A 13,879-nucleotide genomic window follows, 5' to 3' on the forward strand; every position below is an offset into this window, starting at 1 on the left:
CGACCACGGCGGCTCCCCCGACCAGGGTCCCTGTCATGACCGCCACCGTCCCGGCACCCACCCGCTGGCCCCGCCCCTTCCGCTACGTCTACGCGGCCAACCTGACCGACAGCCTGGGCTTCCAGGTGGGCTACCTGGCCGTGCCGGTGCTGGCCGTGTCCGTGCTCGCCGCCACGCCCGGCCAGGTCGGCCTGCTCGCGGCGCTCAGCACCGCCGCCTTCCTGCTGGTCGGGCTGCCCGCCGGGGTCTGGGTGGACCGGTCGCCCCGCCGGACCGTGATGGTCGCCGCCGACCTGGCCCGCGCCGCCCTGTACGCCTCGATCCCGCTGGCCTGGTGGGCGGACGTGCTGACCCTCGGCCAGCTCTACGCGGTCGTGCTGCTCACCGGCGTCGGCACGGTCTTCGGTGACGTGGCCGCGCAGAGCTTCCTGCCGGAACTGGTCGGCCGGGACCGCCTGGTGGCGGCGAACTCGCTGCTCATGACGACCAACGCCACCATCCAGATCGGCGGCCGGGGATTCGGCGGCCTGCTCGTGCAGTGGCTCGGCGCCCCGCTCGCCCTGGCCCTGAACGCGGTCACCCACCTGCTCTCGGCGCTCGCCCTCACCCGGGTACGCCCCACCGCCACCGCCGGGACCGGACGGAACCGGCCGGCGGACGGCTTCGGCCGGCAGCTCGCCGAGGGCGTCCGGCACGTGCTGGGCAACCCGCTGCTGCGACCACTGGCCGTGTCGCTGGCCGGCATCAACCTCACCGTGAACCTGATGACCACCATGCTGCCGGTGGTGTTCCTGCGCGACCTCGGCCTCGGCGCCGGCGCGCTCGGGCTATTCCTCGGCGCCGGCGGGGTCGGGGCGCTGCTCGGCGCGGTGACCGCACGCCCGCTGGCCGCCCGGATTGGACACGGCCGGGCGCTCTGGCTGCCCGGGCTGCTGGTGGCGCCCGCCGGCGCGCTGGTCGCGCTGGTCGACACCGGAGCGTGGCTGTGGCTCGCGGGCCTCGGCTGGCTGGCGCTGGCCTGGCGGACCGGGATCGGCAACGTGATCGGCGTGAGCCTGCGGCAGCGGGCCACCCCGGACGCGCTGCTCGGCCGGATGAACGCCACCTTCCGGTTCCTGCTCACCGGAGCGATCGCGGTCGGCGCCGGGCTGGCCGGCCTGCTCGGCGAGTACGCCGGCCCGCGTACCCCGCTCTGGGTCGGCGCGATCGGCGCCGCCCTCACCTGGCTGCCGCTGTACCGCTCCCCGGTGCGCACGCTGCCCGACCCGGACCGGCTGCCCCCGACCGCCGGCTGACATCCGTACCGCTGTTACCTGGCGGTTACGCGGCTGCGAAGCCGCTGTGGCACGGCCAGCCGACCGTCGGGGCAGGGACGCCGGACGGGGTCCCCGCACACCGCCAGGGAGGCCACCATGAGACTGAGGAGAACACTGCTGGCGCTGGTCGTCGTGCTCGGCGGGCTGGTCGCCGGCACGAGCGGCGCGACCGCGGCGGCGCCGTACTGCGGGATCACCTGGGGCAGCACGGCCAGGACGGCCGGCAGCCTCAGCAGCGGTCCGCTGATCGAGGTCCGCACCGGGCGGCACGACTGCTACGACCGGGTGGTCTTCGAGTTCGCCGGCCCGGCCGACGGCTACTCCGTCGCCTACGGCGAGACGTACACCGAGGGGCAGGGGCTTGCGCTCAGCCCGTACACCGCCGGTGGCGCGCTGCTGTCGGTGTCGCTGCGGGCGCCCGCGTACGACGACCAGCACGTCGGCACGCTGCCCTACCGCGCCGGTGAGCACGCCGCGACGGTACTGGGCTACCGCACGCTGCGGGACGTCGTCTTCGGCGGCAGCTTCGAGGGCTACACGACGTTCGCCGTGGGTGTCCGCGCCCGGCTGCCGTTCCGGGTCTTCGTGCTCAGCGGCCCCGGCACGCACAGCCGCATCGTGATCGACGTGGCCCACCAGTGGCAGGCGTGACCTTCCCCCAGGTGAGAGGGGCCGACCGGCCCCTCATCACCGTCCGTTGCGGCCACGCCTCGCGGCGTCGCACCGGACTACCCTGGGTGGTCATGGAGGGCCGCGTGCTGGTCGTCGAGGACGACGCCTCCATCCGGGAGGTGACGGCCCTCGGCCTGCGCCGGGCCGGGTTCCGGGTGGCCACCGCCGCCGACGGCCCGGCCGCCCTCGCCGCGTGGCGGGCCGGCCCGGTCGACCTCATCGTGCTCGACGTGATGCTTCCCCGCCTCGACGGATTCGAGGTGTGCCGGGAGATCCGGCGCACCAGTCAGGTGCCGATTCTCATGCTCACCGCCCGCACCGACACCATCGACGTGGTGGTCGGCCTGGAGTGCGGGGCCGACGACTACCTCCGCAAGCCGTTCGACCTGCCGGAGCTGGTCGCCCGGGTCCGCGCCGTGCTCCGCCGGACCGTCGCGCCGGCCCCCGAGACCACCGTGACGGCCGGGCCGCTGGAGATCGACCCGGCCCGCTTCGTGGCCCGCCGGGACGGCCGCGAGCTGACCCTGACGGCCACCGAGTTCCGGCTGCTGCTGGAGCTGGCCCGGCGACCCGGCCAGGTGTTCACCCGCGAGCTGCTGCTCGACCGGGTCTGGGGACACAGCTATCTCGGCGACTCCCGGCTGGTCGACGTGGCCGTGCAGCGCCTGCGCGCCAAGGTCGAGGACGACCCCGGGGCGCCGACCCTGATCCGGACGGTCCGCGGGGCCGGCTACAAGCTGTCGACGGGGTGAGCGGGCCATGGCGGCCGGCAGGGTCGTGCCCGGGCGGTTGCGGCGCCGGCTCGTCGTCGCGTTCGTCCTCGTGGCCGGCATGTCCGCGGGGGCGCTGGCCGCCGGCTCCTACCTCATGCTGCGCCAGGCCCGGTTCGACGGCTCGCTGCAACGCGCCGACGCCGACGCCCGCTACCAGCTCGTGGTCGCCGCGCAGTTCCTGCCGCTGACCGACACCCGCCGGGCCGACCTGCTGGCCAGCTTCGAGGAGTCCGGCCGCCACGTGGTGCTGGTCGCCGGGGAGACCGAGGCGTCCAACCCCCGGTACGCCCCCACCCCCGACCCCGACCTGCGGGCTGCCGTCGCCGCCGGGCAGCTCGGCTTCCAGCGCACCGCCGGCCGGCCCCACCTGCTCGTCGTCGGCGGCCGGATCCCCGGCTCCACGGCCGAGCTGTACGTGGTGACCGTCGAGGACGACCTCGTCGACGCCCTCGACCAGCTCCGCACCGCCTCGATCGTCGGCTGGGCGGTGGTCGTGCTGCTCGCCGCCGGCGTGGGCAACGCCCTCGCCCGCCGCACCCTGGAACCCGTCGGCCGGGCCAGCCGGGCCGCGCGGGCCGTCGCCGAGGGGCTGCTGCACACCCGGCTGCCGGTGCGCGGCCGGGACGAGTTCAGCGCCTGGGCCACCTCCTTCAACGAGATGGCCGAGGCGCTGGAGAACCAGATCGAGGCGCTGTCCCGGGCGCAGGCGCGGGAGCGCCGGTTCACCGCCGACGTGGCGCACGAGCTGCGTACCCCGGTCACCGCCCTGGTGGCGGCGGCCTCGCTGCTGGCCGACCAGCTCGACGCCCTCCCGGCCGACGCCCGCCGCGCCGCCGAACTGCTCGTGGCCGATGTGGTCCGGCTGCGCCGGCTGGTCGAGGAACTCATGGAGATCTCCCGCCTGGACGCCGGCCGGGAGGTGCTCGCCACCCGCCCGGTGGACGTCGGCGCGCTGCTGCGCCGGATCGTCGCCGGCCACCCCGACTCGCGGGCCCGCGTGGACGGCGACGCGCCGCCCGTGGTGACCGACCCGCGCCGGCTCGAACGGATCCTCAGCAACCTGGTGGCCAACGGGATCGAACACGGCGGCGGCGACCTGCGCGCCGAGATCCGGCACACCGGCGCCGAACTCGTCGTCTCGGTCGCCGACCGCGGGCCGGGCATTCCCGCCGAGCACCTGGCCCACATCTTCGACCGGTTCTACAAGGCCGATCCGGCCCGCACCGGGCCCGGCAGCGGGCTCGGCCTGGCCATCGCCCGGGAGAACGCCCGGCTGCTCGGCGGCCGGCTCGACGTGGCTAGCGAGGTCGGCCACGGCACCCGCTTCCGCCTCACCCTCCCGCTCGACACCGGGGACACCTCATGCGACGCCTGATCCCACCGCTCGCCGCGCTGCTGCTGCTCACCGCCGGCTGCGCCCCGCCCCGCACCGGCACCCTCGGGCCCGCCCCGGCCGGCCCGTCGCCGACCACCACCGCCGCCGCGCCGGACGGCACGCCCCCGCCGATCCCGCCCGCGACGGGCGTCCCCGGCACACCCGCCACGACGGGTACGGCGACCACCCCCGCCGCGACCGGAGCGGACGGGACGCTGACCGTGCAGCTCTGGTTCGCCCGGGGCGGCAGACTCGTGCCCACCCGGCGTACGCTGCCGGCCACCGTGGCCACCTCCCGGCTGGCGCTCACCGAACTGGCCGCCGGCCCGTCCCCGGCCGAGAGCGCCACCGGCCTCACCACCCTGGTGCCCCCCGGCACGCAGGTGACCCGAATCGCCGGCGGGGTGGCGACCCTGGTCCCGCCGGCCGGGTTCGACGCCGACGGGGCGACGGACGCCCGGCTGCGCCGCGCCCAGGTGGTCTGGACGCTCACCCAGTTCCCCACCGTCCGGCGGGTGGCCTTCGCGCCGACCGACGCGGCGACCGGGCGGGACGACTACGCCGACCTGCTGCCCCCCATCGTGGTGACCGCCCCGGCGATCGGCGACCGGGTCGCCAGCCCGGTGACCGTCAGCGGCACCGCCGACGTGTTCGAGGCGACGGTGAGCGTCCGGGTGCTGGACGCGGCGGGCCGCGAGATCGGCACCGGGTTCACGACGGCCTCCTGCGGCTCCGGCTGCCGCGGCGCCTACCGGCTGGACGTCCGCTACCGGCGCGCGGCGGCCGGGCGGGGCACGGTCGAGGTGTACGAGGTGTCGGCGCGCGACGGCTCCCGGGTCAACGTGGTGCGCGTACCGGTCGAGCTGACCGCCGCCCGGTGACGCGACCCCACAGCGGACGGCACAGTCGGTCGGAACCGATTGACTTTCGATAGGTTCCGCGCGATAGTCGATGCATGTTCACAGCTCAACGGGCGGTGGCTCCGCTCAAAGCCTTCCTCGTGCTGCTGTTCGGGATCCTGGTCCTGTTCCAGGTCATGTCGCTGCCCGGGCAGTTCGCGCACATGGCCAGGGAGAACCCGGACATGGCCTACCTGAGGTGGCCGGCGACCGCCGTGACGGTGTTCTGGGTGCTCTGCATCCAGGTGGTGATCGCGTGCACCTGGAAGCTGCTCACCCTGGTCAAGAACGACCGCATCTTCAGCGAGGCGTCCCTGGCCTGGGTGGATGCGATCGTGTGGGCCATCGCCGCCGCGTGGGCGGTACTCGTGGGCGTCTTCCTCTACGTCGGCTTCAACGCGGACGACCCGGGCCTGCCGCTCCTGCTGTTCCTGCTGGTGACCGGGGTGACCGTGCTGGGGCTGCTCATGGTCGTGATGCGGGAGCTGCTGCGGCAGGCCACCACGCTCCGGACCGACATGGAAGCGGTGATCTGATGCCCATCGTCGTCCGCATCGACGTCGAGCTGGCCCGACGCAAGATGAGCGTCGGCGAGTTCGCCGAGCGGGTCGGCCTCACCCCGGCCAACGTCGCGGTGCTGAAGAACGGCCGGGCCAAGGCCGTCCGCTTCAGCACCCTCGAAGCCATGTGCCGGGTGCTGGACTGCCAGCCCGGCGACCTGCTCGAATGGGTCGAGGATGAGGGAGAAGGCCGATGAGGTACGTGCTCGCCGTCGTAGCTCTCCTGGCCGTCGCGCTCGGCGTCGCCGGCCTCGTCTACGGGGAGGCCGACGACTCGCCCGGCCTCCAGCTCCTGGCCGGCCTGCTCGTCATCGGCGCCGTGGCGATCGGCGTCCGCATCGCCCGGCGCAGCCGGTAGGTGTCGCTGCGAGCTGAGGATTCGAACCTCAATTCCCCGATCCAGAGTCGGATGTGCTGCCTGGTTGCACCAGCTCGCATGGGCGACCGGCGCCCCTCCCCCTCCGGGGGCGCCGGTCGGTTCAACCCTTCACACAGACGACCTGCTTGAGGTGGGCGACCACCTCGACCAGGTCCTCCTGCTGAGCCATCACCTGGGTGATGTCCTTGTACGCGCCGGGAATCTCGTCGACCACCCCGGCGTCCTTGCGGCACTCCACGCCCGCCGTCTGCGCCGCCAGGTCGGCGGTGCTGTACGTCCGCTTCGCCTGCCCCCGCGACATCCGCCGCCCGGCCCCGTGCGACGCCGAGCAGTACGCGTCGAGGTTGCCCTTGCCGCGCACGACGTACGACCCGGTGCCCATCGACCCCGGGATGATGCCCAGGTCGCCCCGGCCGGCCCGGATGGCGCCCTTGCGGGTCACCAGCACCTCGACCCCGTCGTAGCTCTCCTCCGCCACGTAGTTGTGGTGGCAGGAGATCGGCTCGTCGTAGCCGACCTGCGGGAACTCGTCCCGCACCACCCCGCAGAGCAGGGCGAGCATGACGGCCCGGTTGCGGCGCGCGTACTCCTGCGCCCACCACAGGTCCCGGCGGTAGGCGTCCATCTCCGGGGTGCCGGCGAGGAACACCGCGAGGTCCCGGTCGGGCAGGTCCACGTTGTGCGGCAGCCCGCGGGCCACCGCCATGTGCCGCTCGGCGAGTTCCTTGCCGATGTTGCGGGAGCCCGAGTGCAGCATCAGCCAGACCCGGCCGTCGTCCGGGCCGCCCTGCTCCAGGCAGACCTCGATGAAGTGGTTCCCGCCGCCGAGGGTGCCCAGCTGGCGCTGGGCCCGGGTCTCCAGCTGCGCCACCTTCCGGTCGAGGGTGCCGAAGCGCCAGAAGTCGTCCCAGCCGCCCTGCTCCAGCCCACGGATCCGGCGCGGGTCGACCGCGTCGGCGCGCATGGCGAAGCCGACCGGGATGGCCGCCTCGATGGCGCTCCGCAGCGGGCCGAGGTCGTCGGGCAGGTCGGCCGCGGTGAGCGAGGTGCGCACCGCGGACATGCCGCAGCCGATGTCGACGCCGACCGCGGCCGGCGAGACGGCCTGCCGCATGGCGATGACCGAGCCCACCGTGGCGCCCTTGCCGAAGTGCACGTCCGGCATGACGGCGACGCCGTGCACCCAGGGCAGCGTGCCGATGTTGCGCAGCTGCCGGGCCGCCTGCGCCTCGATCGTGTAGGGGTCGGTCCAGACCCGGACCGGCGCCCGGGTACCGGCCAGCGGGGTGAAACCCATCGTCGTCTCCTCGTTCAGGGGTGTTGTCCGAGCGGTTGGCCGGATTCGAACCGGCGATCTTCACCATGGCGAGGTGACGCGCTGCCTGACTGCGCTACAACCGCGTGGTGGTCCCGGGGCGGGACCAGGCGTAGGCCGTACGGGACTCGAACCCGTAGCCTCCCGGGTGAGAACCGGGTGAGCTGCCAATTGCTCCAACGGCCCGCGGGACGGCGGCTGCCGTCCGCGTGTGTCCGGGACCGCGGAATCGAACCGCGTGTCTCTCGCGCCCAAGGCGAGCGGGTCAGCCAGCTCCCTCGTCCCGGTTGCCCGGCCGGCGCGCGAGCGCCGGCCGGGGTCGTGCTCATGCCGTCCACTGTGGAGTTGAGAAGAAGCGACGTCGCCGGCCAGCGGTCGGGACAGGGTGAGGCAGGGGCGACAGGACTCGAACCTGCAACCGTCGGGTTTGGAATCCGGTGCTCTTCCGTTGAGCTACGCCCCTCGGACCCGGTGACGAGAAAAGCCGCCCGGTCCCTGGTCTCGGGGCGGGCGGCTGCGCGTGTGTGTCGCGCCGGCGCTAGTCGCGCCACCACCCCGGTTGCCACTGCTGCCGTCGGCAGCGACCCTGGCCCGCTTCGCGCGGCAGGGCACCGCCGCGCGGCGCGGGCCGCTCGGCTCGGGTGCGGTTCTGCTGCGACACGGTGTGCTCCTGGGTGGTGGCTCGGGTTGACCTTGGCCCGTTCACGGTACGGGCGGGTCCGGGAGCCCCGCAACGTATTTCGCGGGGACGGTTCGGCCGGCGCCGAACGGTGGCGCCGATAGCCTCGCGGCGGGCGGACGAAAGGAGCACGGGATGGACTGGCGGCGCCGGGTGGCCGAGCGGTTCCGGGAGGTCAACGGGGAGCACCCCATGACGGCGGCGGACGACGCGTACGTCAGCGGGCAGTTCGTGACGCTCGACGCGCTCTGCGCGGCGGCCGGGCGGGACCCGGACGGCGTACGCCGGTTGATGCTGGACCGGCGGCTGCCGTTGCCGGGCTATCTGCGCTCGGACGGCGCGGAGATGGTCCCGGCGGACCTGTTCGCGCTGGCGGAGCGGGCCGGCGGGGTGGACGCGCTGCCCGGGTGGTTCGTCTCCCACTGGGCCGACCCGGCGCGCGGCGCGGAGGAGTGGGACGCCTACCTGAGCGGCCGGTACGTCTGCCTGCGCTCGGTGACGCCCGAGTCGATCCGGCGCAAGGACGATCTGACCGCCGCGATCGGTGCGGCGCCGGCCGAGCCGGACGCCGGGTCGGCGACCTGGCTCGACCGGCTGCACGCGCTGGTCGACGAGTTGGACGCGCTGGAGCCGGCGTTCACCGGCTACGACCGGCTCCGGTTCGGCGGGCCGACCTCCCGTGACACCTGCGTGGACGGGGTGCGTGCCCGGTATCCACGACCGGTCAGCGCGCCGACCGTCCGGTGACCCGGCGGGCGACGGCCAGCAGGTACTCCCGGCGGTGCAGCGGGTCGTGGTCCCAGCGGGGCCGGCTCGGGGCCGGTCCGCGTACCGGGCGGTAGTGGTCGAACTCGGCCTCCAGGACGCCCTCGCCACGGGTCAGCCCCGGCAGCCGCTGGTCCAGCGCGTGCACCCGCCCGGCGGGGACCTCCCCCTCGATGACGTAGGCGGCGCCACGCAGGGTGCTGCCGCGGGGTGTCGCGCCGAGCCCGGCGAGCGCGGGCAGCACCGTGCCGAACAGATCCGCGGGGAGGTCGAGCCGGAACCGGTGCACCGGCTCGTGCACCCGGGTGCCCGCGCGGGTGAGGGCGGTCATCAGCACCAGCGGGGTGAGGTTCCGGAAGTCGCCGGCCGTGCTGGACATGCTCTTGTCGAACACGCCGTGGGCGTGGCTCTGCCGGGCCCAGTAGCCGCCGTGGGTGAGGGTGACCACGCAGTCGATGACGGCCCAGCCGTGCAGCCCCTGCCGCAGGGTCTCCCGGACCGTCTCCTCGATCGCCTTGAGGAAGGCCGGCGGCATCGAGCCGAGTTCGATGCCGAGCCGGAACTCGACGCCGCCACCCACCGGCCCGGGCTCGACGCGCAGGCCGACGGTGCCGAGGAACGGGTTGGGCTCCCGGCCGATCCACTCGACGGCCGCGCCGGCGCTGGTGACCCGCTCCACGCAGACGGTGGTGGTCTCCCGGAAGGTGACCGGAACGCCGTAGTCGTCGGCGAGGGTGGCCTCGATGACCTCCTTCTGCACCTCGCCGTAGAGGGACACGGCGAGTTCCTGGCGCCGGTCGTCCTGGCGCAGGTTGATCAGCGGGTCCTGCTCGGCGAGCTGGGTGAGCGCCGCGTGCAGGGCCGGGCGGTCGGCCGGGCGTACCGGCTCGACGACGGTCTCCAGCGTGGGCGGGGCGAAGTGGCGCCGGGCGGCCGGGCGCTCGGGCGGCGCGCCGAGCACGTCGCCGACGCGGACGCCGGCCAGGCCGTGCAGCCGGACGATCCGGCCGGCACCCGCCGCGTCGGCGGGCGTCGCGTCGCCGCCGTCGAAGACACCGAGGGCGGTGACCCGGGCCTCCTGGCCGTCGCCGTGCCGGATCCGGTCGCGGACCCGCACGGTGCCGGCGAAGATCCGGGCGTACGCCACCTTCTCCCCGGCCGGGCCGCGCTCGACCTTGAAGACGGCGCCGGAGAGCGGGGCGTGGACGTCCCCGGCGGTGGCGGGGAGCAGCCCGGTGACCGCGTCGATCAGGTCGGCCACCCCGGCCCCGGTGATGGCGGAGCCGGCGAGCACCGGGTGCACCCGGGCGCGCACGGCCTGCGCGGCGAGCGCCGTCCGGAGCCGGTGCGGGGTGACCGCCCGTTCGTCGGCCACGTACGCGGCCAGCAGCGCGTCGTCGTGCGCGGAGAGCAGGTCGACGAGGCGGGCGTGGTGGCCGGGGTCGCCGGGCGGGTGCGGGACCCACGTCGCGCCCGGGGTGCCGGCGGCGTCGACCCGGCCGAGGGCGACGACGTCGGGGGTGAGCCGGTCGGCGAGCTGGCGCAGCACCCGCTCCGGATCGGCGCCGGCCCGGTCGACCTTGTTCACGAAGAACAGGGTGGGGATGCCGAGGCGGCGCAGGGTGCGGGCCAGCACCCGGGTCTGGGCCTGGACGCCCTCGACGGCGGACACCACGAGCACCGCCCCGTCGAGCACGCCGAGCACGCGTTCCACCTCGGCGATGAAGTCGGGGTGGCCGGGCGTGTCGATGAGGTTGACGGTGGTCCCGGCCACGGCGAAGGAGACGACGGCGGACCGGATGGTGATGCCCCGCTGCCGCTCCAGCGCCAGCGTGTCGGTGCGGGTGTTGCCGGCGTCGACGCTGCCGGGCTCGTCGATGACCCCGGCGCTGTGCAGCAGCCGTTCGGTCAGGCTCGTCTTACCGGCGTCGACATGGGCGAGGATGCCGAGATTGAGGGTTTTCACGCAGCGTCATGTCCTTGAGGTCGGCGGTGATTCGCTTCTGCGGGGACATGCACGCGGCTCGCATCTCGAGCTCCTCCTTCCAGGTGCGTCGTGGTCGATTGCAGCAACCGGCACGGGGCGCCGGCAACCGATTAACTGCGGGTGGGCTGTCAGGCGTGCGCCACCGGGTGGCGCTTCATCTCCTCCATGAAGGGGTAGCGCGCGGTCAGCTCGGCGAGCGTGCACCCGGCCCGCCAGGCGGCGGCCACCTGGGCGACCTGGAGCAGGTCGGTGGCGTCGCCGCGGGCCTGGACGTCACCGTCGACCCGCAGGTCGATCATGAAGTAGCGGGCCTGGGCGCCCAGGCTCACGCAGACGACGCCCCGGTCGGAGGTCGCCTCGGCGCAGGTGAACCGGCTGCGCCCCTGCTCGGGGGCGGTCACCCGGCCGATGTCGAGCTGGTGCCGGGCCGCCGTCTGCACCAGGGCGGGAGCCAGGCCGCCCGGCTCGACCAGGTCCGGGTAGAGGCGCACACCCAGTGCCGTCGAAACGTCGCTCATGACTGACTCCCACTTCCTTGTGACAGAGACCAGCTGCACGCAGGTTACGGGTGTGTTTCCGGCGCGCCTGGTCATCCTGTCCCCCCTGGACGCCCCACGGCAATAGGAACGGTCGATTCGACCACCATCGGGCCCGCGTCCAGGGCCGGGTACGCTCCCGCTCCATGGCCCGGATCCGCTGTGACTTCTTCTCCACGGCCCTCGGCATGGGCACCTCGATGACCGTGCTGCTGCCCGACGGCGCGGCCGGGATCGGCATGGCCGGCGCGGCCACGGCCGGCGATCCGCCGGTGCTCTACCTGCTGCACGGCCTGACCGACGACGACACCGTGTGGACCCGGCGCACCTCGATCGAGCGGTACGTCGCACCGCTGGGGCTGGCCGTGGTGATGCCGCAGGTGCAGCGGAGCTTCTACTGCGACGAGGCGCACGGCAACCGGTACTGGACCTTCCTCAGCGAGGAACTGCCCGAGGTGAGCCGGTCGTTCTTCCGCCTCTCCGACCGGCGCGAGGACACCTTCGTGGCCGGCCTGTCCATGGGCGGGTACGGGGCCATGAAGTGGGCGTTGCGCCACCCGGACCGGTTCGCGGCGGCGGCCAGCCTGTCCGGCGCCCTGAACGTGGCCCACCGGCGCCACCACCCGACGAGCCCCATGGACCCCGCCGTCTGGCACACCGTCTGGGGCGACCGGGACGTGGCCGGCCCGGACGACGACACCGTGGCGCTGCTGGAGCGGGCCGGCGACGACCTGCCCGCCCTGTACGTCGCCTGCGGCACCAAGGACTTCCTGTACGACGACAACACCCGCTTCGTCGACACGGCCCACCGTCGCGGGGTGCCGGTCACCGTGGACTTCTCCCCCGGCGACCACGACTGGGCGTACTGGGACGCGAAGATCCAGGACGTGCTGGCCTGGCTACCGCTGCAACGAAACGGCTGACCCGGGAGGCGCCGCGCCTCCCGGGCGGGCGGCGGGTCAGACGCCGACGGTGCCGTCGACGGCCTCGCGGAGGAAGTCGGCGTGGCCGTTGTGGCGGGCGTACTCGTGCATCATGTGCAGCATCACCAGGCGCAGCGAGACGTCCTCGCCCCAGCGGGCCTGGTGGCCGGTGACGTCGAGCGACTCGGCCTCACGCTCGATGCGGCGGGCGTGCTCGACCTCCCGCTGCCACGCCTCGAACGCCTCCGACCGGCTGGACGCGCTCGCGTCGTACGCCTCCTGGAAGTCCCCCGTCGCCGACCAGATCAGCGGGATGTCCTCGGCGTTGATGACCCGGCGGAACCAGGTGCGCTCGACCTCGGCCATGTGCCGCACGAGGCCGAGCAGGGACAGCGTGGACGGCGGCGACGACTGCCGCCGCAGCTCCTCGTCGGTCAGCCCCTCGCACTTCATCGCCAGGGTGGCGCGGTGGAAGTCGAGGAAGGCACGCAGCGTCTCCCGCTCCCCGGCCAGCAGCGGCGGGCCGATCCGTTCGGTCTCCACGAGTGTCCCTCCTCGCAGGCCGGCCGGCCTGCTCGTGGTTGCTTGGCAGTGCTCCCGGGGGAGCCTAGTCTCAGCGCACCGATCCGCCTCCGAAGGGATCATGATGCACCCCCACATCCGACGTTCCGCGCTGGTCGCCTCGGCGGTCACCGCGGCGCTGGTGGCCGGCGGCGCCACCGCCCAGGCCACCGGCGACACCTACGACCACACCGCGAGCGCCACCGTCTTCGCGCCGAACCCCGTCCAGCAGCTCGGCGACCAGTCGCTGACCGACCAGAAGGACGCGGACTACCCGGCGCTCGCCGGGGCGTACCGGTCGGTGCGGCTGACCAACCTGGACGGATCCGGCACCCTCACCGGGAAGTACGTGGTCGTCAAGAGCAAGACCGGCACCCCGGCCCGTGCCGTCGACGGCGCGTACCCGGCCTGGCACCGCGACGCCGACCAGTTCGAGCAGGTGATGGGCTACCACTGGGTCAACACGGCCCAGGCGTACCTCCAGTCGCTCGGCTTCGGCTCCACGCTGCGGCCGGTCAACCAGCGGCAGATCGAGCTGCGGATCGACCAGTACGGTGGCGACAACTCGTTCTTCCGCGAGGACAAGGCCAACATCACCCTCGGCAAGGGCGGCGTCGACGACGGCGAGGACGCCGAGGTGATCGTCCACGAGTACGGCCACTCGGTGCAGGACGGTCAGGTGCCCGGCTTCGGCACCACCCTGGAGTCCGGCGCGATCGGCGAGGCGTTCGGCGACTACCTGGCGGTCGCGGTGACCAGCTGGGCCACCGGTGTGCCGACGAGGACGCCGGAGGCCTGCGTGGCCGACTGGGACTCGGTCTCCTACACCCGCACCGCCCCGCACTGCCTGCGCCGCCTCGACGGCACCAAGGTCTACCCCGCCGACCTGGTGGGCGAGGTGCACGCGGACGGCGAGATCTGGTCCCGCGCGCTGTGGGACATCCGCACCGCGCTCGGCGACCGCCGGGCCACCACGCTGATCGTGGAGGCGCAGTTCGCCTTCACCACGGACGTCACCTTCCGGGATGCGGCGCTGGCCACCGTGGCCGCCGCGCAGCGTCTCTACGGCGCCCAGGCCGCGAGCGCGACCCGGGCCGCCTTCGTCGCGCGCGGCATCCTCTGACCGCCGCGGTGGGCGC

General features: G+C 74.1%; 15 protein-coding genes and 5 tRNA genes. 11 read left to right on the plus strand and 9 right to left on the minus strand.

Annotated elements, in window-relative coordinates:
• Positions 1 to 35: 35 nt before the first annotated feature.
• The 8 genes from GCE86_RS12810 to GCE86_RS31625 all read left to right on the plus strand — a co-directional run bounded on the left by GCE86_RS12810 (position 36) and on the right by GCE86_RS31625 (position 5,953).
• Positions 36 to 1,295: an MFS transporter gene (locus tag GCE86_RS12810; protein ID WP_154227166.1), complete on the plus strand. Its 1,260-nt coding sequence runs from the start codon at positions 36 to 38 to the stop codon at positions 1,293 to 1,295.
• A 117-nt stretch (positions 1,296 to 1,412) separates the two neighbouring features.
• On the plus strand, positions 1,413 to 1,967 hold the full coding sequence (locus tag GCE86_RS12815) for an AMIN-like domain-containing (lipo)protein (RefSeq protein ID WP_154227167.1): 555 nt from the start codon (positions 1,413 to 1,415) through the stop codon (positions 1,965 to 1,967).
• 92 nt (positions 1,968 to 2,059) lie between these two features.
• The gene (locus tag GCE86_RS12820; protein WP_154227168.1) at positions 2,060 to 2,740 is read left to right on the plus strand and encodes a response regulator transcription factor; all 681 of its coding nucleotides are present in this window, start codon (positions 2,060 to 2,062) and stop codon (positions 2,738 to 2,740) included.
• 7 nt (positions 2,741 to 2,747) lie between these two features.
• Positions 2,748 to 4,136, plus strand: a complete 1,389-nt coding sequence (locus tag GCE86_RS12825) for a sensor histidine kinase (protein ID WP_154227169.1) — start codon at positions 2,748 to 2,750, stop codon at positions 4,134 to 4,136.
• On the plus strand, positions 4,124 to 5,017 hold the full coding sequence (locus GCE86_RS12830; RefSeq protein ID WP_154227170.1) for a Gmad2 immunoglobulin-like domain-containing protein: 894 nt from the start codon (positions 4,124 to 4,126) through the stop codon (positions 5,015 to 5,017). Before GCE86_RS12825 ends, GCE86_RS12830 begins: the two co-directional genes overlap by 13 nt.
• Before the next feature lie 74 nt (positions 5,018 to 5,091).
• Positions 5,092 to 5,571 carry a DUF2975 domain-containing protein gene (locus tag GCE86_RS12835; protein ID WP_154227171.1) on the plus strand — a complete coding sequence of 160 codons (480 nt, stop codon included), beginning with the start codon at positions 5,092 to 5,094 and terminating at the stop codon, positions 5,569 to 5,571.
• A complete protein-coding gene (locus tag GCE86_RS12840; protein ID WP_154227172.1) occupies positions 5,571 to 5,792 on the plus strand; it encodes a helix-turn-helix domain-containing protein in 222 nt (73 codons plus the stop codon). Before GCE86_RS12835 ends, GCE86_RS12840 begins: the two co-directional genes overlap by 1 nt.
• Complete coding sequence (locus tag GCE86_RS31625; RefSeq protein WP_167537043.1) at positions 5,789 to 5,953, plus strand: hypothetical protein; 165 nt, start codon at positions 5,789 to 5,791, stop codon at positions 5,951 to 5,953. Before GCE86_RS12840 ends, GCE86_RS31625 begins: the two co-directional genes overlap by 4 nt.
• Before the next feature lie 6 nt (positions 5,954 to 5,959).
• On the opposite strand, the gene GCE86_RS12845 is transcribed toward GCE86_RS31625, so the two are convergent.
• From GCE86_RS12845 to GCE86_RS12870, 6 genes are all read right to left on the minus strand, one after another.
• Positions 5,960 to 6,032: transfer RNA gene (locus tag GCE86_RS12845), tRNA-Gln, on the minus strand.
• Between the two features lie 42 nt (positions 6,033 to 6,074).
• The gene (locus GCE86_RS12850) at positions 6,075 to 7,271 is read right to left on the minus strand and encodes an RtcB family protein (protein WP_154227173.1); all 1,197 of its coding nucleotides are present in this window, start codon (positions 7,269 to 7,271) and stop codon (positions 6,075 to 6,077) included.
• Between the two features lie 30 nt (positions 7,272 to 7,301).
• Positions 7,302 to 7,375: transfer RNA gene (locus GCE86_RS12855), tRNA-Gly, on the minus strand.
• 27 nt (positions 7,376 to 7,402) lie between these two features.
• Positions 7,403 to 7,475 (minus strand) — tRNA-Glu (locus GCE86_RS12860).
• A gap of 28 nt (positions 7,476 to 7,503) precedes the next feature.
• Positions 7,504 to 7,576, minus strand: a tRNA-Pro gene (locus GCE86_RS12865).
• Between the two features lie 104 nt (positions 7,577 to 7,680).
• Positions 7,681 to 7,752, minus strand: a tRNA-Trp gene (locus GCE86_RS12870).
• 351 nt (positions 7,753 to 8,103) lie between these two features.
• Here GCE86_RS12870 and GCE86_RS12875 point away from each other — a divergent pair.
• Positions 8,104 to 8,715: a DUF6058 family natural product biosynthesis protein gene (locus GCE86_RS12875; protein ID WP_154227174.1), complete on the plus strand. Its 612-nt coding sequence runs from the start codon at positions 8,104 to 8,106 to the stop codon at positions 8,713 to 8,715.
• Here GCE86_RS12875 and GCE86_RS12880 read toward each other — a convergent pair.
• Positions 8,693 to 10,699: an elongation factor G gene (locus GCE86_RS12880; RefSeq protein WP_154227175.1), complete on the minus strand. Its 2,007-nt coding sequence runs from the start codon at positions 10,697 to 10,699 to the stop codon at positions 8,693 to 8,695. The genes GCE86_RS12875 and GCE86_RS12880 overlap by 23 nt on opposite strands.
• Positions 10,700 to 10,848: 149 nt before the next feature.
• Positions 10,849 to 11,238: a hypothetical protein gene (locus GCE86_RS12885; protein WP_154227176.1), complete on the minus strand. Its 390-nt coding sequence runs from the start codon at positions 11,236 to 11,238 to the stop codon at positions 10,849 to 10,851.
• A gap of 164 nt (positions 11,239 to 11,402) precedes the next feature.
• Between GCE86_RS12885 and GCE86_RS12890 the strand changes: the two genes are divergently transcribed.
• Positions 11,403 to 12,179: an alpha/beta hydrolase gene (locus GCE86_RS12890; RefSeq protein ID WP_154227177.1), complete on the plus strand. Its 777-nt coding sequence runs from the start codon at positions 11,403 to 11,405 to the stop codon at positions 12,177 to 12,179.
• 36 nt (positions 12,180 to 12,215) lie between these two features.
• Here the strand turns inward: GCE86_RS12890 and GCE86_RS12895 are convergent, their stop codons facing one another.
• On the minus strand, positions 12,216 to 12,722 hold the full coding sequence (locus tag GCE86_RS12895; RefSeq protein WP_154227178.1) for a DinB family protein: 507 nt from the start codon (positions 12,720 to 12,722) through the stop codon (positions 12,216 to 12,218).
• Between the two features lie 100 nt (positions 12,723 to 12,822).
• On the opposite strand from GCE86_RS12895, the gene GCE86_RS12900 reads away from it, so the two are divergent.
• Positions 12,823 to 13,863 carry a M36 family metallopeptidase gene (locus tag GCE86_RS12900; protein ID WP_154227179.1) on the plus strand — a complete coding sequence of 347 codons (1,041 nt, stop codon included), beginning with the start codon at positions 12,823 to 12,825 and terminating at the stop codon, positions 13,861 to 13,863.
• The last annotated feature ends 16 nt before the right edge of the window (positions 13,864 to 13,879 follow it).

This window comes from Micromonospora terminaliae (genome assembly GCF_009671205.1).
GTDB lineage: Bacteria > Actinomycetota > Actinomycetes > Mycobacteriales > Micromonosporaceae > Micromonospora > Micromonospora terminaliae.

Coding starts and splice junctions, on each gene's coding strand:
- GCE86_RS12820 (WP_154227168.1), top strand. CDS start 2,060: ATGGAGGGCCGCGTGCTGGTCGTCGAGGACGACGCCTCCATCCGGGAG.
- GCE86_RS12850 (WP_154227173.1), bottom strand. CDS start 7,271: ATGGGTTTCACCCCGCTGGCCGGTACCCGGGCGCCGGTCCGGGTCTGG.
- GCE86_RS12885 (WP_154227176.1), bottom strand. CDS start 11,238: ATGAGCGACGTTTCGACGGCACTGGGTGTGCGCCTCTACCCGGACCTG.
- GCE86_RS12825 (WP_154227169.1), top strand. CDS start 2,748: ATGGCGGCCGGCAGGGTCGTGCCCGGGCGGTTGCGGCGCCGGCTCGTC.
- GCE86_RS12830 (WP_154227170.1), top strand. CDS start 4,124: ATGCGACGCCTGATCCCACCGCTCGCCGCGCTGCTGCTGCTCACCGCC.
- GCE86_RS12810 (WP_154227166.1), top strand. CDS start 36: ATGACCGCCACCGTCCCGGCACCCACCCGCTGGCCCCGCCCCTTCCGC.
- GCE86_RS12900 (WP_154227179.1), top strand. CDS start 12,823: ATGATGCACCCCCACATCCGACGTTCCGCGCTGGTCGCCTCGGCGGTC.
- GCE86_RS12875 (WP_154227174.1), top strand. CDS start 8,104: ATGGACTGGCGGCGCCGGGTGGCCGAGCGGTTCCGGGAGGTCAACGGG.
- GCE86_RS12815 (WP_154227167.1), top strand. CDS start 1,413: ATGAGACTGAGGAGAACACTGCTGGCGCTGGTCGTCGTGCTCGGCGGG.
- GCE86_RS12835 (WP_154227171.1), top strand. CDS start 5,092: ATGTTCACAGCTCAACGGGCGGTGGCTCCGCTCAAAGCCTTCCTCGTG.
- GCE86_RS12890 (WP_154227177.1), top strand. CDS start 11,403: ATGGCCCGGATCCGCTGTGACTTCTTCTCCACGGCCCTCGGCATGGGC.
- GCE86_RS12840 (WP_154227172.1), top strand. CDS start 5,571: ATGCCCATCGTCGTCCGCATCGACGTCGAGCTGGCCCGACGCAAGATG.
- GCE86_RS31625 (WP_167537043.1), top strand. CDS start 5,789: ATGAGGTACGTGCTCGCCGTCGTAGCTCTCCTGGCCGTCGCGCTCGGC.